Annotated in this window: 18 protein-coding genes; 4 read left to right on the top strand and 14 right to left on the bottom strand. The window is 65.3% G+C overall.

Annotated features, from left to right (window positions below):
* Nucleotides 1–281 precede the first annotated feature (281 nt).
* A complete protein-coding gene (locus D4Q52_RS21205) occupies nt 282–1,484 on the bottom strand; it encodes a CaiB/BaiF CoA transferase family protein (protein ID WP_119858562.1) in 1,203 nt (400 codons plus the stop codon).
* 223 nt (nt 1,485–1,707) lie between these two features.
* Here D4Q52_RS21205 and D4Q52_RS21200 point away from each other — a divergent pair, with 223 nt between their 5' ends.
* Nucleotides 1,708–2,589, top strand: a complete 882-nt coding sequence (locus D4Q52_RS21200) for an acyl dehydratase (protein WP_119858567.1) — start codon at nt 1,708–1,710, stop codon at nt 2,587–2,589.
* A 169-nt stretch (nt 2,590–2,758) separates the two neighbouring features.
* On the opposite strand, the gene D4Q52_RS21195 is transcribed toward D4Q52_RS21200, so the two are convergent.
* From D4Q52_RS21195 to D4Q52_RS21165, 7 genes are all read right to left on the bottom strand, one after another.
* A complete protein-coding gene (locus tag D4Q52_RS21195) occupies nt 2,759–4,285 on the bottom strand; it encodes an AMP-binding protein (protein WP_119858561.1) in 1,527 nt (508 codons plus the stop codon).
* 162 nt (nt 4,286–4,447) lie between these two features.
* Nucleotides 4,448–5,617 (bottom strand): acetyl-CoA acetyltransferase, encoded by a 1,170-nt coding sequence (locus D4Q52_RS21190; RefSeq protein WP_119858560.1) that lies wholly within the window; start codon nt 5,615–5,617, stop codon nt 4,448–4,450.
* Between the two features lie 323 nt (nt 5,618–5,940).
* Nucleotides 5,941–6,927: a D-erythronate dehydrogenase gene (denD, locus tag D4Q52_RS21185; protein ID WP_119858559.1), complete on the bottom strand. Its 987-nt coding sequence runs from the start codon at nt 6,925–6,927 to the stop codon at nt 5,941–5,943.
* Nucleotides 6,928–7,198: 271 nt separating this feature from the next.
* Nucleotides 7,199–8,122, bottom strand: a complete 924-nt coding sequence (locus D4Q52_RS21180) for a carbohydrate ABC transporter permease (RefSeq protein WP_119858558.1) — start codon at nt 8,120–8,122, stop codon at nt 7,199–7,201.
* 8 nt (nt 8,123–8,130) lie between these two features.
* Complete coding sequence (locus D4Q52_RS21175) at nt 8,131–9,084, bottom strand: carbohydrate ABC transporter permease (protein WP_119858557.1); 954 nt, start codon at nt 9,082–9,084, stop codon at nt 8,131–8,133.
* A 215-nt stretch (nt 9,085–9,299) separates the two neighbouring features.
* The gene (locus D4Q52_RS21170; RefSeq protein ID WP_119858556.1) at nt 9,300–10,625 is read right to left on the bottom strand and encodes an ABC transporter substrate-binding protein; all 1,326 of its coding nucleotides are present in this window, start codon (nt 10,623–10,625) and stop codon (nt 9,300–9,302) included.
* 78 nt (nt 10,626–10,703) lie between these two features.
* Nucleotides 10,704–11,768, bottom strand: a complete 1,065-nt coding sequence (locus tag D4Q52_RS21165) for an ABC transporter ATP-binding protein (RefSeq protein WP_119858555.1) — start codon at nt 11,766–11,768, stop codon at nt 10,704–10,706.
* A gap of 236 nt (nt 11,769–12,004) precedes the next feature.
* Here D4Q52_RS21165 and D4Q52_RS21160 point away from each other — a divergent pair, with 236 nt between their 5' ends.
* From D4Q52_RS21160 to D4Q52_RS21150, 3 genes are all read left to right on the top strand, one after another.
* The gene (locus D4Q52_RS21160) at nt 12,005–13,813 is read left to right on the top strand and encodes an IlvD/Edd family dehydratase (protein WP_119858554.1); all 1,809 of its coding nucleotides are present in this window, start codon (nt 12,005–12,007) and stop codon (nt 13,811–13,813) included.
* Nucleotides 13,814–13,998: 185 nt separating this feature from the next.
* Nucleotides 13,999–14,733: an SDR family oxidoreductase gene (locus D4Q52_RS21155; RefSeq protein WP_119858553.1), complete on the top strand. Its 735-nt coding sequence runs from the start codon at nt 13,999–14,001 to the stop codon at nt 14,731–14,733.
* Between the two features lie 133 nt (nt 14,734–14,866).
* Nucleotides 14,867–15,613: an SDR family NAD(P)-dependent oxidoreductase gene (locus tag D4Q52_RS21150; protein WP_119858552.1), complete on the top strand. Its 747-nt coding sequence runs from the start codon at nt 14,867–14,869 to the stop codon at nt 15,611–15,613.
* A gap of 248 nt (nt 15,614–15,861) precedes the next feature.
* On the opposite strand, the gene D4Q52_RS21145 is transcribed toward D4Q52_RS21150, so the two are convergent.
* The 6 genes from D4Q52_RS21145 to D4Q52_RS21120 form a co-directional block, all read right to left on the bottom strand.
* On the bottom strand, nt 15,862–16,656 hold the full coding sequence (locus D4Q52_RS21145; RefSeq protein ID WP_119858551.1) for a TonB family protein: 795 nt from the start codon (nt 16,654–16,656) through the stop codon (nt 15,862–15,864).
* A gap of 100 nt (nt 16,657–16,756) precedes the next feature.
* Entirely contained in the window at nt 16,757–17,212 is a 456-nt protein-coding gene (gene exbD, locus D4Q52_RS21140; RefSeq protein WP_119858550.1) for a TonB system transport protein ExbD, read from the bottom strand.
* 3 nt (nt 17,213–17,215) lie between these two features.
* Nucleotides 17,216–18,118, bottom strand: coding sequence for a tonB-system energizer ExbB (gene exbB / locus D4Q52_RS21135; protein ID WP_119858549.1), 903 nt, complete (start codon nt 18,116–18,118; stop codon nt 17,216–17,218).
* On the bottom strand, nt 18,115–18,804 hold the full coding sequence (locus D4Q52_RS21130; protein WP_119858548.1) for a Fe2+-dependent dioxygenase: 690 nt from the start codon (nt 18,802–18,804) through the stop codon (nt 18,115–18,117). Before D4Q52_RS21130 ends, exbB begins: the two co-directional genes overlap by 4 nt.
* A gap of 18 nt (nt 18,805–18,822) precedes the next feature.
* Nucleotides 18,823–21,225 carry a TonB-dependent receptor gene (locus D4Q52_RS21125; RefSeq protein WP_425328504.1) on the bottom strand — a complete coding sequence of 801 codons (2,403 nt, stop codon included), beginning with the start codon at nt 21,223–21,225 and terminating at the stop codon, nt 18,823–18,825.
* Nucleotides 21,226–21,477: 252 nt separating this feature from the next.
* Nucleotides 21,478–21,723, bottom strand: coding sequence for a hypothetical protein (locus tag D4Q52_RS21120; RefSeq protein ID WP_119858547.1), 246 nt, complete (start codon nt 21,721–21,723; stop codon nt 21,478–21,480).
* Nucleotides 21,724–22,066: the final 343 nt, after the last annotated feature.

Genomic DNA, 22,066 nt, shown 5'->3' with positions numbered 1-22,066 from the left:
CCCCCCCCCCCCCCCCCCCCCCCCCCCCCCCCCCCCCCCCCCCCCCCCCCCCCCCCCCCCCCCCCGGGGGGGGGGGGGGGGGGGGGCGCCCCCCCCCCGCGGGCACTGCGCCTGGGGCAAGAGCCCTCACCCCAGCCCTCTCCCGCAAGCGGGAGAGGGAGATCGGGCGCCGTGCCCGCGTCCCAACAACGTCAATATTCGCGACCCTGCGAGTAGCGCCCCCGATCACAGCGTGCCTAACATCGCCAGAACATGTGATCTCCGATGCCCGCATCATCCCCTCAGCTTCCCTGCGGCAGCTTCAGCGCGCCGCAGCGCTGCAGGTCGGCGATCGCAGCGGCGCTGTAGCCCGCCTCGCGCAGAACTTCGGCGCTGTGCTCGCCGAGCTGCGGCGCGAAGCGCTGGCGCTCGACCTTGGTGTCCGACCACGTCGCCGACACCTTCATGTCGCGGATCGGGCCCTCGGTCGGATGATTGGCGACAGGGAAGAAGTCGGTTGCGACCAGATGCGGGTCGTCGAGGATGCTCTCGAGGTCGTGCATCCGCATCGCCGGCACGTCGGCGGCGTCGAGCAGCGTGGTCCACTCATCCGTTGTCCGCGACAGGAAGATCCGCGCAAGCTCGGCATAGACGACGTCGATATTGACGGCGCGCCGGGCGAAGCTGGTGTAGCGCTCGTCAGCGAGCAGATCGTCGCGCCCGATCGCGCGCAGGAAACTGAGCCACTGCTTGTCGTTGTACACCATCGCGCAGATGTAGCCGTCGGCGGTCTGGTAAGGCCGCCGGTCCGGTGACAAATGCCGCGCGTAGCCGCCGCGATCGAGCGGCGGCTCGTAAGTCAGCCCGCCCATGTGATCGCCCATGACGAAGCTCGCCATGGTTTCGAACATCGGGATGTCGAGGCGCTGCCCCGTGCCGGTGCGGTCGCGGTGCACCAGCGACGCGCAGATCGCGCCGACCGCGGTGAGCCCGACGATGCGGTCGACCAGCGCGTTCGGCACGTAGCGCGGCGTGCCGTCGCCGACCCGGGCGTTGAGCGAGGGCAGCGCGGTGGCGCCCTGGATCAGATCGTCGTACGCGGGCTTCGCCGCATAGGGCCCGTCCTGGCCGAAACCGAACACGCCGGCATAGATCAGCCGCGGATTGATCGAGGAGACATCGTCATAGCCGAGCCGCAGCCGCGCCATCGCCTGCGGGCGGACATTGTAGACCAGCACGTCCGCGACGGCGATCAGCCGCAGCGCGGCGTCGCGGCCGGCGGCGTGTTTGAGATCGAGACAGATGCTGCGCTTGTTGCGGTTGGCGTTGAGAAACACCGGGCCCATGCCGGGATGGCGCGTCGGGCCGATCTGCCGCGTCACGTCACCGTCGGGCGACTCGATCTTGATTACGTCGGCGCCGTAGTCGCCGAGCATCTGGGTGGCGTACGGCCCCATCAGCACCGACGTCATGTCGACGATCTTCACGCCCGCAAGTGGCCCCATCGACGCTCCCGTCTGCGGCGCTCTGCGCGGCGCCGTCGTCCCCGTGTAGGTGGCAGGACCGCGGAGATCAAGCACCGCCGGGGCATGGCGCCCTGCGCGTTGCCGATCGCGCCGATGTTCCGCGTCGCGGAAACGTTGCGCAACCTCATTGACCGCTTGGGCGTGGATTGATCCACTTCCGTGGGTCGAGACGCCCCGATCGCCTGCAAACATGAAGCTGCCGATGACGTCGCATCACAAAACCTATCTGAAAGCGCCGTCGCTGCCCGCGATGGGCCTCGGCGCGTTGTGGCCGTCGGCAGGCTGGCAGGGCAAGCTTGGTTTTCCGACCTTCAGCTTCATCTGGCGCGACTATCGCATCGGCGCCGATCTGCTACGCGAGCTCCAATGGCTCGCCGGCGCAGACGACAAGGCGACGACCGACCGGCTGCTGCTGCTCGCGCCGCATGTCACCGGCTTCCGGCTGACGCTGGCGATGCTGATGCATCCGGACTGGCCGCTGCCGATCTGGCAGGCACTGCAACTGCGCAACCGGTTGATCCGCAGCGGCGACGTCAGGGTCGCCTACCCGTCGGATCTGATCGCGCAGGCGACCGCCTGGCGCGTGCACGACAAGGGCATCGAGCTCGGCGTGCATGCCCAACTGCTGCAGGGCGACGACTGTTCATGGGAAAGCATCACCACCTTCTACTATCGCGGTCGCTTCGCCCCTCCGCTGACGCATGGCCCGCTCGAAGGCGCAGCTCTGCTCTCGCCGACGATCGATCCGGCGCTGCCGCCGGTCGCTCATTGGACCGTCGACGGCGACCGCCGGCTGCGCTTCGCCCGGCTCACCGGCGACGGCAATCCGCTGCACCTGCTCGACGCCTACGCCCGCCGCACCGGCTTCGCCGCCGCCTCCGCCCACCCGCAACGCATCGCCGCGCAATGCCTCGGCCATTTGACAAAGACGTCCGCGCCCCGGCAGCTTGATCTCTGGCTCAAGGGCCCGGTGTACTACAATCGCGCCGTCACGCTGCGGCAGACCCATTCGCCCGAGGGTGAAGAGTTCGCCCTATGGGTCGACGGCGACGAGCGCGCCGCGATGGTGGGGCGACTGAGCTAACCCCGTCATTGCGAGGAGCGAAGCGACTAAGCAATCCGTTTCAGTAACAACATCTCGTCATGCCCGGCCTTGTGCCGGGCATCCACGCCTTGCTGCCGGAAATGCAGCAAAGGCGTGGATGGCCGGGACAAGCCCGGCCATGACGGGGAGAATCAGAATTTGCAGCGAACTACTTCACCATCTTCCGCAGCTCAGTCTTCAGCACCTTGCCGTAATTGTTCTTCGGCAGCGCGTCCAAGTACACGTAGCGCTTCGGGCGTTTGAAACGGGCGATGGCGGCTTGGCAATGCGCATCCAGCGCGGCGTCGTCGGCGCTGGCGCCGTCAGCCAGCACCACGCAGGCGACGACGTTCTCGCCCCATTCCGGATCGGCAACGCCGATCGCCGAGACTTCGCGCACCGCCGGATGCGTCAGCAGCGCCTCTTCGACTTCGCGCGGATAGATGTTGGTGCCGCCGGAAATGATCACGTCCTTGGAGCGATCGGACAGCGTCAGGAAACCATCCTCGTCGAGCCGGCCGACGTCGCCGGTGCGCAGCCAGCCGTCCTTCAGCGTCTCGGCATTGGCATCCGGGTTGTTCCAATAGCCGAGCATCACCGTCGGGCCCTTGACTTCGATCTCGCCATTTTCACCGGCGGGCAGCGCGGCGCCGTCCGGACCGGTGATCCGCACCTCGATGGCGCTCTGCGCGGTGCCGACCGACGCGAGCCGGTCGAGATAGCGCGGATGGCTGGTGTCGGCGTGGCGCTCGCGCTTCAGCGAGGTGATGGTCATCGGCGACTCGCCCTGGCCGTAGATCTGCACGAAGCGCTGCCCCATCACGCTGAGGGCTTCGCGAATGTCGGCCAGGTACATCGGCCCGCCGCCATAAACGATCGTGCGGATGCCCTCGCCGTTTTCGCCGCGGCGCTTGGCGGCTTCGACCAGACGCTTGACCATGGTCGGCGCCGCGAACATCGCGACGTTGCCGAGCTGCAGGCCGAGCGTCAGCACCTCGTCCGGATCGAAGCCGGCCGACTCCGGCACGACATGGCGCGCGCCGAAGCGGACGTGGATCATGTTGTACAGCCCAGCGCCGTGCGAGATCGGCGCGGCGTAGAGCGCGGCGTCGTCCGGCGTCACCGCGTCGACATCGGCCAGATAGCACAGCGACATCGCCGCCAGATTGCCGTGGCTGAGCATCACGCCCTTCGGCCGGCCGGTGGTGCCCGAGGTATAGAACAGCCAGGCGAGATCATTGTCCGCGCGCGCCACCGGCACAAGCGGGCCGTCGCCGTTGCGCACGCGAAAATAGCCGTCGCTGTCGATTGCCAGCGTCGCCATGCCTTTCGGCAGATCACACGACGCCTCGTTGAAGGCATCGGCGGTGTCGTCGCAGATCAGCGCCAGCTTCGCCTCGGCGTTGCTGCAGATCCACGCCGCTTCGCGGCCGTGCAGCTTGGCGTTGATCGGGATCGCCACCGCGCCGGCCCACCAGATGCCGTACAGCGCCTCGAGATAAGCCGTGCAATTGTGCGCGAACAGCGCGACGCGATCGCCGGGCACAATGCCGTAGTCGCCCGCCAGCGCAGCGGCGAACGCCGCCGCCCGCGCCGCGAACGTCGCGTAGTCGGCGTCGATTCGCGTGCCGGTCAGTAGCGCCGCCGCGCCGGGACGCAGCCGAGCGCTCGCGGCGAGCCAATTCGCCAAATTCATCGCTGGTCCCTTGAGCGGAGTTACTTCAAATGGTGGATACTATGTGCCTCGTCATGGCCGGGCTTGTCCCGGGCATCCACGCCTTTCAGCTTCTTAACGCCTAAGGCGTGGATGCCCGGGACGAGCCCGGGCATGACGGCGGAGATTTTGTCGGCGTCGACGTTACTTCGCCGGCTCCAGGATCGACACGTAGTTGGCGACCGCGGCGCCGCCCATGTTGAAGATGCCGCCGAGCTTGGCGTCCTTGATCTGCATGCCTTCCGGCGCTTGGCCGAGCAGTTGCATCGCGGTCAGCACGTGCATCGACACGCCGGTGGCGCCGATCGGATGGCCCTTGGCCTTGAGGCCGCCGGACGGATTGACCGGCAGCTTGCCGTCCTTCCGGGTCCAGCCTTCCTTGATGGCGCGAGCGCCCTGCCCGCGCGGCGTCAGCCCCATGGCTTCATATTCGATCAGTTCGGCGACGGTGAAGCAGTCGTGGGTTTCGACGAAGGACAGATCGTCCAGCGTCACGCCGGCGTCGGCCAGCGCGCGCTGCCAGGCAACGGTGCAGCCTTCGAACTGCAGGATGTCGCGCTTCGACATCGGCAGGAAGTCCTGGGCATGCGCGCGGGCACGGATGTTGACCGCCTTGCCCATCGCTTTGGCGTTCTCGGCCGAGGTCAGCACCAACGCGGCGGCGCCGTCCGACACCAGCGAACAGTCGGTGCGCTTCAACGGACCGGCGACGAACGGGTTCTTCTCGCCCTCGGCGCGGCAGAACTCGAAGCCGAAATCCTTGCGCATCTGCGCATAGGGATTCGATACGCCGTTGTGGTGGTTCTTGGCGGCGATCATCGCCAGCGCGTCGGACTGGTCGCCATATTTCTGGAAGTATTTTTGCGCGATGATGCCGAACACGCCGGCGAAGCCCGCGGGCGTGTCGCCGTCTTCCGGCAGATAGGAGGCGCGCAGCAGGTTCTTGCCGATCTCCGGTCCCGGCGTCCGGGTCATCTGCTCGACGCCGACCACCAGCACCACCTTGGCGGCGCCGGCTTCGATCGCGCGGATGCCCTGATGCACGGCGGCGGACCCGGTGGCGCAGGCGTTCTCGACGCGGGTCGCCGGCTTGAAGCGCAGCGCCGGATCGGCCTGCAGCACCAGCGATGCGGTGAAGTCCTGCGGCGAGAAGCCGGCGTTGAAATGCCCGAGCACGATCTCATCGACATCGCCCGGCGCAATGCCGGCATCTGCAATCGCCTCCGTGGCGACACGGACGATCATGCTCTCGACGGTCTCGGCGTCGAACTTGCCGAACGGCATATGGGCCCATCCGACGATGCTGGCGGTCATGGCGTTTTCTCCTGGGATCGGGTTGCTGGTTTGGCCGGAATATAGGACGCCCGTCAGCCAAAAGCATCCCCCTGCCCTGCATACAGACCGGGCGAATCCGACCGGCAGCGACGGGGCTTAACTTCTCCACCCGTCATGCCCGGGCTCGTCCCGGCCATGACGACCGCGGTGGGTGAAACGCCGTCTCCCCCCGTCATTGCGAGCGAAGCGAAGCAATCCAGCTCCGTGCTCGGCGCTGGATTGCTTCGTCGCGGAGCCTGTGCTCGGACGGCGCGAAGCGCCGATCCGAGTGCCTCCTCGCAATGACGGCGCTGCTGGCGTGGTCAGCCGACGAACTTGCCGCCCAACTCGTCCTCGATGTGGATGCGGATGATGTCGTCGAAAGTCTGCTCGGCCGTGGTGAAGCCGAGTGCCTTGGCGCGGTCGGTGGAGAAGTTGCGCGGCCAGCCGGAGACGATGCCGATGATGGTCGGATCCGGCTCGCGCTTGATCCGGGCGACGACGGCTTTGCCGGCGACGCGCTCGAGCGCGGCGATCTGCTCGCCGACCGTCGCCGCCAGCCCCGGCATCGACAGATTGCGCCGCGGCCCGATCGCCGCCGTATCCATGGTGCCGGCATGGATCAGGAAGCCGACGGCGGAGCGCGGCGAGGCGTGCCAGTGCATCACGTCGTCGCCAACCGGCAGCACCACCTCATGGCCGCTGAGCGGCTCGCGGATGATGTTGGAGAAGAACCCCGACGCCGCCTTGTTGGGCTTGCCGGGGCGGACGCAGATCGTCGGCAGGCGGATGCCGATGCCGTCGAGAAACCCCTTGCGGGTGTAGTCGGCGATCAAGAGCTCGCAGATCGCCTTCTGGGTGCCGTAGCTGGTCAGCGGCGTCGACAGGAATTCGTCGCCGATCTTGTCCGGGAACGGCGCGCCGAACACCGCGATCGACGAGGTGAACACCAGCCGCGGCTTGTAGCCGCCCTCCTCGGCGCGGATCGCATCGATCAGTTGCTTGGTGCCGTCGAGATTGATGCGATAGCCCTTGTCGAAATCGGCCTCGGCCTCGCCCGACACGATCGCGGCGAGATGGAAGATCACGTCGGGCCGATGCGCCACCAGCGCCGCCGCCTGCCCCGGCTCGGCGAGATCGCTGGTCACGGTCTGGATCGCGATCGACGCCTGCGCCGGCCGCTCCGGCGCCACCACGTCCTGCAGCGTCAGACGCGTGATGTCGCGGCTGCCGAGGCGGCCGTCGGCGAGCAGCCGGTCGGTGAGTTTGCGCCCGACCATGCCGGCGGCGCCGAGGATGAGAATGTGCAAAGGAAAACTCCGTCGATTGTCGGGGCGCAGGCCCCGTGCAGTGCGCCTCATGGTGAGGAGGCGCGCAGCGCCGTCTCGAACCATGAGGTGAATGTGGCCCATCCTTCGAGACGCGCGCAAGGGCGCGCTCCTCAGGATGAGGTCGTACGTGTAGCAATGCCTCAGCAATCTCCGCATGTCGTTATTGCGAGGAGCGAAGCGACGAAGCAATCCAGCCTCGTGCGTGGAGCTGGATTGCTTCGCTGCGCTCGCAATGACGGCGCAGGCATGGTTATTCCTTCACCGCCCCGGTCATCGCCGACACGTAGTGCTCGACGAAGAAGGCGTAGAGGATGACCAGCGGCAGCGAGCCGACCAGGGCGCCGGCCATCAGCGAGCCCCATTTGTAGATGTCGCCGTCGACGAATTCGTTGACGATCGCCACCGGCACGGTCTTGTTCGGCGTCGACTGCAGGAAGGTCAGCGCGTAGATGAACTCGTTCCAGCACAGCGTGAACGAGAAGATGAACGCCGAGATCAGCCCCGGCACCGCCAGCGGCACGATGATCTTGGTCAGGATCTGCCAGCGCGACGCGCCGTCGATCAGCGCGCATTCCTCGAGCTCGAAGGGAATGGTCTTGAAGTAACCCATCAGCAGCCAGGTCGAGAACGGAATCAGCAGCGTCGGATACACCAGGATCAGCGACAGCGGCGAGTCGAACAGGCCGTAAGCCTGGATCACCGAGGCCAGCGGGATGAACAGGATCGACGGCGGCACGAGATAAGCGAGGAAGATCGCGCCGCCGACGCTGTCGGCGCCGCGGAAGCGCAGCCGCACGATCGCATAGGCGGCGAGCACGCTGGCGAAGATCGACAGCACGGTCGAGGCCGCGGCGACATACATCGTGTTCCACAGCCAGCGCGGATATTGCGTCTCGAACAACAGCTTCGAGATGTGCTTCAGCGTCGGCTTGACCACCCAGAACGGGTTGTAGGTCTCCATGTCGATCAGCTGCTCGTCGGGTTTGATCGACGTCAGCGCCATCCAGTAGAACGGGAACAGCAGGATCACGATGATGATCGCCAGCGGCAGATACAGCGTTACCAGCCGCCGCGGCAGCGACTCCAGATAACTCATGCCCTCGCTGTCGTCGTCCTTGGCGACGGTCGCCGCCTTGACGGCGAGGCGCGGATCGGACGCGGTGGTCTCAGTCATGGCAGGCCTCAATCATTGTCCGATCCTTGCTGCCATTTGCGGCGCTGCATGCCGAACCAGGAGATCGCGATCGCCGCCAGCAGGAACGGGATCATCGCGGTGGCGATCGCCGCGCCCTCGCCGAGCCGGCCCGACAGAATGCCGCGCTGATAACTCAGCGTCGCCATCAGATGCGTGGCGTTGACCGGCCCGCCGCGGGTCAGCGCCCAGATCAGCTGGAAGTCGGTGAAGGTGAACAGCACCGAGAACGTCATCACCACGGCGATGATCGGCGTCAGCAGCGGATAGGTGATGTAGCGGAAGCGCTGCCAGCTGGTGGCGCCGTCCAGTGTCGCAGCCTCGTAAAGCGATGGCGACACCGTCTGCAAGCCCGCGAGCAGCGTGATCGCCACGAACGGCACGCCGCGCCAGATGTTGGCGAAGATCACCGAAGCGCGCGCCATGGTGGTGTCGCCGAGGAAGTTGATGTTGTGGTCGATCAGCCCAAGCTTGATCAGGGACCACGAAATGATCGAGAACTGCGAATCGTAGATCCACCAGAACGCGATCGCCGACAGCACGGTGGGCACGATGAACGGCACCAGCACCGCGGCGCGGATGATCGCCTTGAACGGCATGTGGCGGTTGAGCAGCAGCGCTAGATACAGCCCCACGGCGAATTTAATGGCGCTGGCGACAGCCGTGTACAGGATGGTGTTGAACACCGACAGCCAGAAGATGCTGTCGTCCCACAGCCACTGATAGTTCTCGACGCCGACGAACACGCCGTCGCGCCCGATCCGCGCGTCGGTGAAGCTCATCCAGACGCCGAGGAACAGCGGATAGGCCAGAAACAGGATCAGAAACGCCGCCGCCGGCAGCATGAACCACAGCGCGACGAAGTTGCGATTGGTCCTGAGCCGCTGCCAGGCGGAGGGGCCGGAGCTCGGTCGCAGCGCCGCCGATGTGTCGAATGTGCTCATTCCAACTCCATCGCCGATCGCAGCCGTCAGATGTAACGGGCCCCTCTTTCGTCATTCCGGGACGCGCCTCTTGGCGCGGGCCCGGAATCCATACTCCCGGCGGTGGTTATGGATTCCGGGCTCGCGCTACGCGCGCCCCGGAATGACAAAAGAGAGGCAGTTACCTCGGTCTAGACGGGAGGCCGACATGGATGTCGGCCTCCCGTCTCAAAGCCTCACGACCTGAAGATCCGCTTCGCCGCGCGTTCGGCGCTGCTCATGGCGGTCTTTACGTCTTCGCGGCCGGTGCAGTAGTTGGCGAACATGTCGACGACGACGAAATCGGCGATCGCGGCGGCGGCGTTCTCGCCCATCTGGCCCAGGCCAGCCGGCGACATCGCGGTGGCGGCGACGTCGCGATACGGCGTGTTCTTCGGGTCCGCGGTCCACATCGGGTTCTTCTCGTAGTCCTTCAGGAACGGCGACAGATAGCCCTGCGCCGCCTCGACCCACGGGTTGAACTGCTCCGGCTCCATCATGAAGGCGGTGAACGCCTTGCAGGTCTGCGGGAACTTGGTGAAGTTGAAGATCAGGATCGGGAAGCCGAGATGCAGTTCGCGGCTCTTGCCGTCGGTGCCGACCGGCAGATGCGCGTGGTTCATGTCCTCGGCGATCTGCTTGTTCTCCTTCTTCGCCGTGACATACACCGAGATTCCGTTGACGGTGAGATAGAGCTGGCCGGCGAGGAATGCCTTGTTGTTCGACGCATCGTTCCACGACGCGGTGCCGGGGATGAAGTTGTCGTACAGGCCCTTGACGTATTCGAGCGACTTGGCGGTCTCAGGCGAGTTGATGACGACCTTGTTGTCCTTGTCGATCAGATTGCCGCCGTGCGACCACAGAGCCCAATACAGCCAGGTGTTGGCGTCGCCCGAGGCGTGGCCCAGCGCCATGCCGGCCGGCGTGCCGTTCTTGTGGAGGCCCTTGACCAGATCTGCGAAGCCGCCGAGGTCTTTCGGAAACTCCTTGTGGCCGGCCTTTTCGGCGGCGGCGATGCGATAGTTGATCAGCGCGCCGGTGGCGGCGACCGGAATGCCGATCCACTTGCCGTTGTACATGCCGTAGGTCTTGCCCGAATCCGCCCAGCCGCCGCACTTGTTGGCGAGATAGTCCGCGACGTCGGTGACATCGGTGCACTTGCTCGGAAACAGGAACGGCAGCGAATACAGCCCCCACACCATGTCGAGCCCCTGCCCGGTGTTGGCGGCGACCGAGGCCTTGGGCTGAATGTCGTCGTAGGACTCGTTGGAGACGTTGATGGTGACGTTGTTGGCCTTCTGGAAGGCGTCGACGATTTTCATGAAGGCGACGTCTTCGGCTTCGACGAAGCGCTTCCAGCGCAGCAGATTGATCTTGGCGCCCGGCTCCGGCTTCCCCGGCGACGCCTGCGCCCACGCCTTGGCATAACCCAGCAATTGATCGGCAGACATCGTGGCCGCCGCGGCCAGCAGCGTCGCGCCACCCTTCAGCAACGAGCGTCGATCGAATCCGAAATCAGTCATCGTTCGTTAACTCCCTTTGTCTGCTTGTTTGGTCTTATTGGTTTTGTAGATAATCGACGGCGCGGCGTTGCACGCGGATCACAGCCGCTGGCCGGTCTCCTTGTCGAACAGATGCGCCATTTGTGGCCGCGGCTGCAGATGGATCTTGTCGCCGGGCCGCACCTGGTGGCGCTCGCGAAACACCGCAATCAGCTCCTGCGCGCCAACGCGCGCGACGATCTGGGTTTCGGAGCCCGTCGGCTCGACCACGACCACTTCAGCCTCGATGCCGCTGTCTGCGAAATCGAGATGCTCGGGGCGAATTCCGTAGCTCACCGGCTTCCCGTTACTATTCGCCGGCGCCGTGCTGATCGGCAGCCGCGCGCCGCTGGCGGTTTCGACCCAGGGCTGGCCGCCATTGACCTTCAGGGTGCCGTCGAGAAAATTCATCGCCGGCGAGCCGATGAAGCCGGCAACGAATTTGTTGGCCGGATTGTCGTAAAGGTCGAGCGGCGCGCCCATCTGCTCGACGATGCCGTCCTGCATCACCACGATTTTGTCGGCCATCGTCATGGCTTCGATCTGGTCGTGGGTGACGTAGACCGTGGTGGTCTTCAGCCGCTGATGCAGTTCCTTGATCTCGGTGCGCATCGCCACGCGCAGCTTGGCGTCGAGATTGGACAGCGGCTCGTCGAACAGAAACACCTGCGGATCGCGCACGATGGCGCGCCCCATGGCGACGCGCTGGCGCTGCCCGCCGGACAGTTGCCGCGGAAATCGCTCGAGCAGCTTTCGCAGATCGAGAATGTCGGCGGCGCGATTGACCTTGTCGTCGATCTCCTTCTGATCGGCGCCGCGCAGCTTCAGCGAGAAGCCCATGTTCTGGGCCACCGTCATGTGCGGATACAGCGCGTAGTTCTGGAACACCATGGCGATGTCCCGCTCTTTCGGCTGCACGTCATTGACGACGCGGTCGCCGATCGAGATCGTTCCGGAGGTGATCTTCTCCAGGCCCGCCAGCATGCGCAGCAGCGTGGACTTGCCACAGCCGGAGGGGCCGACCAACACGACGAAGGCGCCATCCTCGATCGGAACCGTCACGCCGTGCAGGACTTCGAAGCCGCCAAATGATTTACGCACGTCGTGAATCTGCACCGACGCCATACAGCACCTCCCGGGGATCGGCCTTCATGGTGCGGTCGTTGCCGCCGGCACCGATCCTTGTTGGTGCTACTCATAGCAGACCTTTCGACATCTGTCGCGTCGTGAAATTTACCGCGGCTCTCAGCATCACTGACAATTGCGTAGCTGGCAGCGACATGTCACCATGCGCCCCCGCCGATGACTCAAACGGACGCTCAAGACGCCTGCTCAACGGCGTGTGCAGTGCGGGAGAAACAATGAATAAGGTCGAATCCGGTATTGGCCGGCGTAAGCTCCGCTCCAGCGAATGGTTCAACGATCCTCATAATCCGGCGATGACCGCGCTCTATCTCGAGCGCTATCTGAACTACGGCCTGACCCGCGGTGAGCTGCAATCCGGCAAGCCGATCATCGGCATTGCGCAGACCGGCAACGATTTGTCACCGTGCAATCGGCATCATCTCGAATTGGCGCAGCGCGTGCGTGAAGGCATCCGCGCCGCCGGCGGCATCGCGATGGAATTTCCGGTGCATCCGATCCAGGAAACCGGCAAGCGCCCGACCGCCGCGCTGGATCGCAACCTTGCTTATCTCGGCCTTGTCGAGGTGCTGTTCAGCTACCCGCTCGATGGCGTGGTGCTCACCACCGGCTGCGACAAGACCACGCCGGCCTGCCTGATGGCCGCCGCGACCGTCAACATTCCGGCAATCGTGCTGTCGGGCGGGCCGATGCTGAACGGCTGGCACAATGGCGAGCGCACCGGCTCGGGCACGGTGGTGTGGAAATCGCGTGAGCGGCTCGCCGCCGGCGAGATCGACTACGAAGAATTCATGGAGATCGTAGCCTCCTCCGCGCCCTCGGTCGGCCATTGCAACACCATGGGCACCGCCTCGACGATGAACTCGCTGGCCGAAGCGCTCGGCATGTCGCTGCCCGGCTGCGCGGCGATCCCGGCGCCGTATCGTGAGCGCGGGCAGATTGCGTATCAAACGGGGCTGCGCGCGGTCGAGATGGTGTGGGAAGATCTCAAGCCGTCCGACATCCTGACGCGACAGGCATTCGAAAACGCCATCGTGGTGAACTCGGCGATCGGCGGCTCGACCAATGCGCCGATCCATCTCAACGCGCTGGCCCGCCATGTCGGCGTCGAGCTCAGCATCGACGATTGGCAGAGCGTCGGCCACACGATCCCGCTGCTGGTCAATCTGCAGCCGGCAGGTGTGTATCTCGGCGAAGAGTATCACCGCGCCGGCGGCGTGCCGACCGTGGTGCGCGAGCTGATGACCCAAGGCAAGATTCACGAGGACGCGATCACCGTCAACGGTCGCAGCATCGGCGAAAATTGCCGTGCGGCGCCGGCGCCGGACGGCGACGTGATCAAAACCTATGACGGCCCGCTGGTGCAGGACGCCGGCTTCCTGGTGCTGCGCGGCAATCTGTTCGACTCCGCGATCATGAAGACCAGCGTCATCAGCCTCGAATTCCGGGAGCGCTATCTGTCGACGCCAGGCGACCTCAACGCGTTCGAAGGCCGTGCCATCGTGTTCGAAGGACCGGAAGACTATCACCACCGCATCGACGATCCATCGCTGGAGATCGACGAGCACTGCATCCTGTTCGTACGCGGCACCGGACCGATCGGCTATCCGGGCGGCGCCGAGGTGGTGAACATGCAGCCGCCGGCAGCATTGATCAAACGCGGCATCCACTCGCTGCCGTGCATCGGCGACGGCCGCCAGTCCGGCACCTCGGGCTCGCCGTCGATCCTCAACGCCACGCCGGAAGCTGCCGCTAATGGCGGGCTGGCGCTGCTGAAGACCGGCGACCGCGTCCGCATCGACCTCAACAAAGGCAGCGCCGACATTCTGATTTCGGACGCGGAGCTACAGCAGCGCCGCGCCGATCTCGAAGCGGCCGGCGGCTTCGCCTATCCGAAACACCAGACGCCATGGCAGGAGCTGTATCGTTCGACGGTCGGCCAGCAGGCCACCGGCGCCTGCATGGAATTCGCCACGCGCTATCGCGACATCGCGGGGACGGTGGGCGTGGCGCGGCATAATCACTAAGGCGCATCGCTCACTTACTTTTGCAGCGGCGCACTTTCACAAACGCCTCGTCATTCCGGGGCGCGCGTAGCGCGAGCCCGGAATCCATACTCACTGATATGGGTTATGGATTCCGGGCCTGCGCCCTGCGGGCGCATCCCGGAATGACGAACTCAAAGTTCAGTGAATGATCAAGGGATAAATCAATGTCCGACCGGCTCACAGGCAAACGCGCATTCGTCACCGCGGCGGCGGCCGGCATTGGCCGCGCCAGTGCGATCGCGTTCGCGCGGGAAGGCGCCGAAGTGTTTGCCACCGATATCGACGAAGCCGGGCTGGCGTCCCTCGCCGATCACGGCATCGCCCGCACCGCGAGGCTCGACGTCCGCGACACCGAAGCGGTCGAGGCGATCGGCCGTGACGTCGGCACCGTCGACATCCTGCTCAACGCCGCCGGCTTCGTGCATCACGGCACCGTGCTGGAATGCTCCGACAGCGACTGGGACTTCTCCTTCGACCTCAACGTCAAGTCGATGCACCGCACGATCCGCACCTTCCTGCCCGCGATGCTGGAGGCCGGGCGCGGTTCGATCATCAACATCTCCTCGGCCGCCGGCGTCTACAAGGCCGCGCCGAACCGCTACGTCTACGGCGCCACCAAGGCCGCCGTGGCCGCGCTGACCCGCGCCGTTGCGGCCGACTTCATCACCCGCGGCATCCGCTGCAATGCGATCTGCCCCGGCACCATCGAGACGCCGTCAATGCTCGGCCGCGCTGCCGCCGCCGGCCCGCAAGGCCGCGAGATGTTCGTCTCGCGCCAGCCGATGGGCCGGCTCGGCACCGCCGAGGAAATCGCCGCGCTCGCGGTGTATCTCGCCAGCGACGAAAGCGCCTTCACCACCGGCGTGGCGCATATCATCGACGGCGGCTGGACGTTGTGAGTCACAGACTGAATCTCCGTCATTGCGAGCGAAGCGAAGCAATCCAGAGCGCCGTGCACTGACCTGGATTGCTTCGTCGCTTCGCTCCTCGCAATGACGGGGTTGCTGGTTCGCGCATAGGGAACAAACGACAATGAACACCATCGACCTCAAGCATCGCTGCGCCGTGGTCACCGGCGGGGCGCAGGGATTTGGCCGCGCCATAGCCGAACGGTTCGTCGCGTCCGGCGCGCGGGTCGCGATCTGGGATCATGATATCGCGTTGGCCGAGAAGACCGCGAAAGAGATCGGCGACGCCGTGCTGGCGCTGCAGGTCGACGTCACCGATCCCGCGACGGTCGATCGCGCCCGCGACGCGACGCTGCAGGCGTTCGGCAAGATCGACATTTTGGTCAACAATGCCGGCATCGCCGGAATCAACAAGACCGTGTGGGACACCGACTACGAGGAATGGCGCAAGGTGCTGCGCATCAATCTCGACGGCCCGTTCATCTGCTGCAAGTCGATCGTGCCGGCGATGATCGCCCACAAATACGGCCGTATCGTCAACATCGCGTCGATCGCCGGCAAGGAAGGCAACCCCAACGCCGCGCACTACTCGGCGTCGAAAGCCGGCCTGATCGCGCTGACCAAATCGCTCGGCAAGGAGCTCGCGTCCTACGACATCACCGTCAACGCCGTGACGCCGGCGGCCGCAAAAACTGCGATCTTCGACCAGATGACGCAGCAGCATATCGACTTCATGCTGTCGAAAATCCCGAAGGGCCGCTTCGTCCTGGTCGAAGAACTCGCCGCGCTGGTCGCCTGGCTCGCGTCCGAAGACTGCTCGTTCTCCACCGGCGCCGTCTTCGACATCTCCGGCGGCCGCGCAACGTACTAATCACGACGCGCGCACTCCGCGGCACGCCCGCCCCACCCCGTCATTCCGGGGCGGTCGCAGCGCAGCTGCGGCCGAACCCGGAATCCCGCGCCGCGCGCTCAGTGCCCGCGGCAGATTCCGGGTTCGCGCCAGCTGCGCTGGCGCGCCCCGGAATGACATGCTGCGAGTTGTGGCAGGACTGGGCTCGGTCGACGGCGGACTGAAAAGCGCTGATCGGCGCCAGTCCCGCCCCTACACTAGCCGAAGCCCTACCCCTTGCCCTTCGTCCGGAAGATCACCGGCAGGCTGAACGTGAGCCCCTCATCCGCAATCAACGGAGGTGGTGCGGGTACGGGGTCGGCGCGTTTGACCATGTCGAGGGCGGCCTGGTCGAAGGCGGCGTCGCCGGAGCCCTCCACGATGCGGGTCGACACCACGTGGCCGAGGCGGTCGAGCTCGAAGCCGACCACGATCTTGACGTTCTTGTGGTTGGCTTCTTTCGGATAGCGCTTGTGCTTGTCGAGATAGGCCACCAGCTCCTTCTGCCAGGTGACGCGGACGCGCTGCGCGGCCTGGCCGACGCCCTGGGCCGGCGCCACCGAGCGCGGCCCCTCCTTGGCGACTTCGTTGCTGGGCATCGCGGTGGCTTCGGCGGCGACCGACTCGGTCGAGGCCTGCTGCTGCACCACCGCCTTTTCCTTCTGCTCCTCGTCGGGCTTCTTGGCGTCCTGCTCGGTGACGACGCGGTCCGGCTCTTCGGTCTCCTGCGGCGTGTCCTTGGGCAGGTCGCTTTCCTTGACCTCGGCCTTCTGCTCGTTCAGCGCCGGCGACGCGGCCGAGGCGTCGGTGTCGGGTCCGGGCGGCAGGTCGCTGGCCTCGTGCTTCGGCGACATCATCTCGACGCCAACTTCGATCGCCGGCGAACCGAGCGCGTCGTCGTCGATGTCGTCGGCGCTGTGCGACAGCGCCAGCGCGACGCCGCCCGCATGCAGCGCGAAGGCGGCGACACCGGCCACGACCCACAGCGTGCGGGACGGCTTATGAGAGAAATCGAACTCGGTCATGCGCTCAACAATCGTATCGCGTCTCAACTATCACGAAGCGCCGCCACCACGGCCTCCCCGTGCGCGCTGCGGCGCCAGGCCGCAACACGCTGCGTAATGACTACTGCTGCGCAGCTCCCGGTGCCGCGCCCGGCACTGCTTCGAGCGCCACCAGCTTGATCTTGGCGTAGCCGCCGGCGCGCAGCATCTCCAGCACGTCCATCAGCTCGCCATACGGCACGGCGCGGTCGGCGCGCAGGAATACGAAGCGGTCCTTGGTCATGTCCGGCATCGAATCCAGCGTCTTCACCAGATCGACGCGCTTGACCTGGGTCTCGCCGATCGCCACCGCCAGATCCGGCTTGATACTCACATAGGTCGGCTTGTCGGGCTTCTTCTGCGGCGACGCGCTCGAGGTCGGCAGGCTGACCGGCAGATCGACCGTCGACAACGGCGCCGCCACCATGAAGATGATCAGCAGCACCAGAATGACGTCGATGAACGGCGTGACGTTGATCTCGTGGGTCTCGTCGAAATCGTCGTCGAGGCCGTCGGAGTCGTTGAGTGAAACGGCCATCGGTTACTCCGCCGCGCGAACGTGACGGCCGCCGCTATGGCTGCGATCCAGATCGCGCGACAGCAGACGTCCCGCCGCGCCCGAGGCGCGCGCGACCATTTCGAGATAGACCTTAATCTCGCGCGCGAAGTGATTGTAGATGATCACCGCCGGGATCGCCGCGACCAGACCGATCGCGGTGGCGAGCAGCGCTTCGGCGATGCCGGGCGCGACCACTGCGAGGTTGGTGGTCTGCGACTTCGAAATGCCGATGAAGCTGTTCATGATGCCCCACACCGTGCCGAACAGGCCGATGAACGGCGCGGTCGCGCCGATGGTGGCGAGGAAGCCCATGCCGTGCCGCATATGCCGGGACTCGGCGCGGACGATTTCGCTGAAGCTCGACGCCGCGCGTTCCTTGATGCCCTCGTCGCTGGTCAGTCCCGTCGACAACCGCGCTTCGCGCAGCGCCGCCGCCAGCAGCATCGACAGCGGGCTCTTCTTGTCGCCGAGCGCGAGCTGCGCTTCGGACATCGAGCGCGCCTCGCCGATCTCCTTCAGCGCGCTGCGCAGCCGCCAGCGGGCGCGGCCGAGTTCGATCTTCTTGGCAATGAAGATCGTCCAGGTGATCACCGAAGCCAGCGCGAGGCCGACCATCACGGCCTTCACCACGATGTCGGCTTGCAGGAACATCGTCCACGGCGACAACTCGTGCAGCCCCGGGGCGACACTGCCGTTGGTGGCCGTCCCCGAACCCGGCAGGGCCTGCGCTGCCCCGGCCACGTCGGTTGCAGCCTCGGCCGACGGCGCTGCTGGTTCCGACACCGCGGACGCCGACGGCTGCTGTGCAAACACCGGCACGACCGGCGCTGCGAGGGACAGCGACAGCAACGCCGCAGTGATCAATCGGATATTCGACAGTTTCATACTTCGGCCCAGTAGCGGATGAGGTTGTGATAGATACCGGTCAATTTGACCGTTTCAGGGTCATCGCGTCCCAGCCGCTCGACCAGAGCCTGAATAGCGCCGTCGAGATCGTAGATCATGCTGCGCGCATGGGCATCACGTACCATGCTCTGCAGCCAGAAAAAAGACGCGACCCGGGCCCCGCGGGTCACCGGGGTGACCATGTGCAGGCTGGTCGATGGATAGAGCACGCAGTCTCCCGCGGGCAATTTGACTTCATGCGAGCCGTAAGTGTCCTCCACCACCAATTCGCCGCCGTCATATTCGTCGGGTTCGGCCAGAAACAGCGTGACCGACAGGTCGGTGCGGATCCGCACCCCGGTGAGCGGATCGCCGCGCACCGCATTGTCGACGTGGATGCCGAAATGGTGATTGCTCGCCGCCGCGTAGCGATTGAACAGCGGCGGGAAGATCTGCAGCGGCACCGCTGCAGAGACGAACTTCGGATTTCCGGTCAAAGCCGAAATGACGCGCCGGCCGAGCGCACGCGCCAGATCGCTGTCCGGCGGCAGTTGCTCGTTGCGCTTGACCAGCGCCGACTGCGCGCCGGCGGTGGAGCGGCCATCCTCCCAGTCTGCGACGTCCATGAGGCGGCGGAACTCCGCCACCTCAGGCTTGGACAGAATTTCGGGAATACAAACCAGCATGGCAACTCCAATTGCGCTTCAGAGCGCGCCGCGCAGCGTCAGCCAGACCGAACGGCCCGGCGCGATGAACACGAACGGCGAGTTGCTGCGATAGAACGCGTCGTAATAGGTCGTGTTGAAGATGTTGTTGACCGACAACTTCGCGGTCATGTGCTTGTCGACCTTGAATTCGACGAAGCTGTCGAACCGCCAATGCTCGGGCAGCACGTTGCCGTTGATGGCGCCGAAGGTGCCGCCGTAGATCTTCGAGGCGTAGACCGCCTGCCCGCCGACTTCCCATTGCTCGTCGAGCTTGTACTTGGTGAGCATATTGAACGACTGGTGCGCGATGTTGGCGAGCTTGGCGCCGATCTGATTGGGATAGACCGACTGCAGCACTTCGCTCTCCATCAGCACCAGACCGCCGAACACGCTCCAGCGCTCGGTGATCTTGCCGGCGACTTCGAGATCGATGCCGCGGACGCGGTAGACGCCGGTCGACAGGATGTTGCTGCCGACGGTCTCGCGGGCATTCGACTTCTCGGTCTGGAACAGCGCGCCGGTGACCAGCAGATGCCGGTCGAACAGCTCCCATTTGGTACCGACTTCCGCAGCCTTGTTCATCTCCGGCGGCAGCGCCTGGAAGGTGTTGTTGTTGACGACGAGGCCGCCATAAGCGGTGCCCGATGCGTCGAGTTCGGCGCCGACCGGGTTGGTTGACGTCGCGTAGGCCGCATACAGGCTGGCATAGGGCAGCGGCTTCACCACCGCGCCGAGATTGTAGTTCCACATCCCCGACTGCACGGCGCTGGCGTTGGTCGCGGTGTGGCCGGTGATGTCGTAGTCATCGTAGCGCACGCCGCCGTTGAGGATGACGACGTCGTTCCAGTTCGCCGTCTCGATCAGATATGCGGACTTGGTGTCGACGTTGATGAAGGTCGGATTATAGGAGCGGCGCGGCTGGTTGGCGAAGACGAACTCGTTGGGCGGCGCCAGCAGCGGCACGGTGATGCGGCCGCCGGTCTGGAAGCCGTTGAGCTCCGCGGTCAGCCCCGCATAGGTGTCGCGCATCACGCTCTCGCGCGACACTTCGGCGCCGCCGATCAGCGCGTGCTTCACCGGGCCGGTGTCGAATTTGTAGGTCAGGTCGGTCTGGTTGGCGAGCACGTCGGTGGTCTGATAGCGGCTCTGCGATGCCAGCGACACCGTGGTGGCGGTCGGGTTGCTCGGCAGCGTGCCGATATAGTCCAGCACCGAATGCGCCGCACGGGTGCGATTGCTGAGCTTGAGGTCGGGCGTGATCTCGAACTCGCCGATGACCGTGCCGAAATCCTGCGACGCCTTCTGGAAGTCGCGGTTGACGAAGCCGTAATAGGTGTCCCGCGGCACGTTGATGTCGGTCGAGGGCCGGCGCAGCGCGGTGTTGTAAGGCACGCCGAAGTCCGGCAGACCGCTGAGATCGGTGTGAACGTAGTTTGCGGTGATCTTGACAGTATCGGTCGGCGTCCACTTGATGGCGCCCATCGCACCCCAGCGGTCGTCGTTGACGTAGTTGCGGCCGGCGACATTGGCTTCCTGATACAGACCGTCGACCCGGACCGCCAGTGTCGGGTTGATGACCTGGTTGACGTCGACGGTGACGCGCCGCGTCGCGTCGGTGCCGAAGGTGGTCTCGGCCTTGGTGAAATTGCCGGCGGTGGTCGCCTGCTTGGTGACGATATTGATGGCGCCGCCGGCGGTGCCGCGCCCCGCCATGGTCGAGGCCGGGCCGCGCAGGATCTCGATCTGCTCGGTGAAGAAGTTTTCGCGGATCGACACCGCGGGATCGCGGATGCCGTCGATGAAGACGTCGTTGCGCGCGTCGAAGCCGCGGATGAAGAAGCGGTCGCCGAACGCGTTGCCGCCCTCGCCGGTGCCGAGCGTGACGCCGGCGGTCGAGCGCGCCACGTCGCGCAGCGAGGTGGCGTTCTTGTCCTCAAGCACTTCCTTGCTCAGCACCGTCACGGTGCGCGGCGTGTTGAGCAGCGGCTCGGTGAACTTGCCGCCGGACAGCCGGTCCACCTTGTAGGGCGCCGCAGCGTCCGCATAAGGGTTGGCATCGGCCGACAGCGCGCCGGCGTTCGGAAAAGGCACCGGCGCAACCTGCGCGGGTTGTGTCCGGCGAGCGGCGCGGCGCAGTGCGTTGCGGGCGCGCACCTGATCGGGCGTCGGCTTCGCTGCAGCGGGCCGCGGCCGCGCCACCGGGGCGTCGACCGTCACCGCAGGCAGGCTCGATTGCTGCGCCTCGGCGCCGCCGATCGACGCCACCGCAATCATGCCGGCAACCGCCGAAACCTTGCGGCCATAGTGACTGTCGAACTCGTCATTGAAAGTCCGGATTGACGCCTCAGTTCGCAACGACCTTGGCGTCTTCACCCCGCTGATACCCGCCCCAACCATCATGATGCCTCCGAAAAGTGCAGTTGCTAATTACCTGCAGGTTTCAGTGGTATCGGCCGCAAAATAGAGAGTCAACGCGCGCGCGGCTTTGTCGCGCTGGAATCGTTCAAGATCAAAACGGTTCTAAACTAACGCCTCCGGAAACATCCGGAGCTGATCTCCGCATCCCGCAGAATTTGCCGCGATGCTGAGCAATTGCGGAGTTTTTGCGCGCAGCGATGTGGTACTTGGATAGTACCAGCCAGCCGCCCACGCTCAATCCTCCGCCGTGCTCGGCGGCTTCATCAACGAGAACAACTCATCGACGGTCTGCTGCGCCGTCAGACGCACGCGCTCGCTGTCCAGCGCGCCGGCGATCCTGATCCCGCTCACCACCGCGCGGATCTCGTCGCGAAATTCACTAAGGAAGCGCAGCGGATCGGCCTGATCGTTGGCCACACGCGCGATCAGCCCGGTGATCAGGATCTGGCAGGCAATCATCCGCCCGTTCAGTTCTTCCATTCCCCTCTCCGGATCATGCCGGTCCGACGCGACCGGGCGCGACCGGATATGACCGACAGCCGGCTTGCTGACAATTGGAACAGTTCTCAACTAGCTATTTGGTCTACCGGCCGCTTGTCCTGCCTCTCCACGCCTCTGGCATGGGGCGGGGCACTGACATAGCGAGATTTCGGGCAGGGAGCGTTCGGCAAGACGCCATTGAAAATACGACGAAGCACCTTGCGATGTGCTCGTCTCCAGCACCTGACGCCCGATCAGGCACGCGCCGAAGCGCGGGTTTGTTTACCCTCGTCATATGCAACAAAGCGCTGGCGCCCTGCGTTTTGTCGGCTGTTCATGAAGC

The organism is Rhodopseudomonas palustris (assembly GCF_003591005.1).
Taxonomy (GTDB): Bacteria; Pseudomonadota; Alphaproteobacteria; order Rhizobiales; family Xanthobacteraceae; genus Rhodopseudomonas; species Rhodopseudomonas palustris_K.
Note: the sequence above shows the minus strand (reverse complement) of the source record. Positions and strands in the feature narration are given on the sequence as shown.

What these genes read in the sequence shown, in the direction of transcription:
- D4Q52_RS21195 (WP_119858561.1), bottom strand. Translation starts at nt 4,285, where the DNA reads ATGAATTTGGCGAATTGGCTCGCCGCGAGCGCTCGGCTGCGTCCCGGC.
- D4Q52_RS21130 (WP_119858548.1), bottom strand. Translation starts at nt 18,804, where the DNA reads ATGCTGGTTTGTATTCCCGAAATTCTGTCCAAGCCTGAGGTGGCGGAG.
- D4Q52_RS21205 (WP_119858562.1), bottom strand. Translation starts at nt 1,484, where the DNA reads ATGGGGCCACTTGCGGGCGTGAAGATCGTCGACATGACGTCGGTGCTG.
- D4Q52_RS21160 (WP_119858554.1), top strand. Translation starts at nt 12,005, where the DNA reads ATGAATAAGGTCGAATCCGGTATTGGCCGGCGTAAGCTCCGCTCCAGC.
- D4Q52_RS21180 (WP_119858558.1), bottom strand. Translation starts at nt 8,122, where the DNA reads ATGACTGAGACCACCGCGTCCGATCCGCGCCTCGCCGTCAAGGCGGCG.
- D4Q52_RS21190 (WP_119858560.1), bottom strand. Translation starts at nt 5,617, where the DNA reads ATGACCGCCAGCATCGTCGGATGGGCCCATATGCCGTTCGGCAAGTTC.
- D4Q52_RS21165 (WP_119858555.1), bottom strand. Translation starts at nt 11,768, where the DNA reads ATGGCGTCGGTGCAGATTCACGACGTGCGTAAATCATTTGGCGGCTTC.
- D4Q52_RS21150 (WP_119858552.1), top strand. Translation starts at nt 14,867, where the DNA reads ATGAACACCATCGACCTCAAGCATCGCTGCGCCGTGGTCACCGGCGGG.
- D4Q52_RS21175 (WP_119858557.1), bottom strand. Translation starts at nt 9,084, where the DNA reads ATGAGCACATTCGACACATCGGCGGCGCTGCGACCGAGCTCCGGCCCC.
- D4Q52_RS21125 (WP_425328504.1), bottom strand. Translation starts at nt 21,225, where the DNA reads ATGATGGTTGGGGCGGGTATCAGCGGGGTGAAGACGCCAAGGTCGTTG.
- exbB (WP_119858549.1), bottom strand. Translation starts at nt 18,118, where the DNA reads ATGAAACTGTCGAATATCCGATTGATCACTGCGGCGTTGCTGTCGCTG.
- exbD (WP_119858550.1), bottom strand. Translation starts at nt 17,212, where the DNA reads ATGGCCGTTTCACTCAACGACTCCGACGGCCTCGACGACGATTTCGAC.
- D4Q52_RS21120 (WP_119858547.1), bottom strand. Translation starts at nt 21,723, where the DNA reads ATGGAAGAACTGAACGGGCGGATGATTGCCTGCCAGATCCTGATCACC.
- D4Q52_RS21145 (WP_119858551.1), bottom strand. Translation starts at nt 16,656, where the DNA reads ATGACCGAGTTCGATTTCTCTCATAAGCCGTCCCGCACGCTGTGGGTC.
- D4Q52_RS21155 (WP_119858553.1), top strand. Translation starts at nt 13,999, where the DNA reads ATGTCCGACCGGCTCACAGGCAAACGCGCATTCGTCACCGCGGCGGCG.
- D4Q52_RS21200 (WP_119858567.1), top strand. Translation starts at nt 1,708, where the DNA reads ATGACGTCGCATCACAAAACCTATCTGAAAGCGCCGTCGCTGCCCGCG.
- D4Q52_RS21170 (WP_119858556.1), bottom strand. Translation starts at nt 10,625, where the DNA reads ATGACTGATTTCGGATTCGATCGACGCTCGTTGCTGAAGGGTGGCGCG.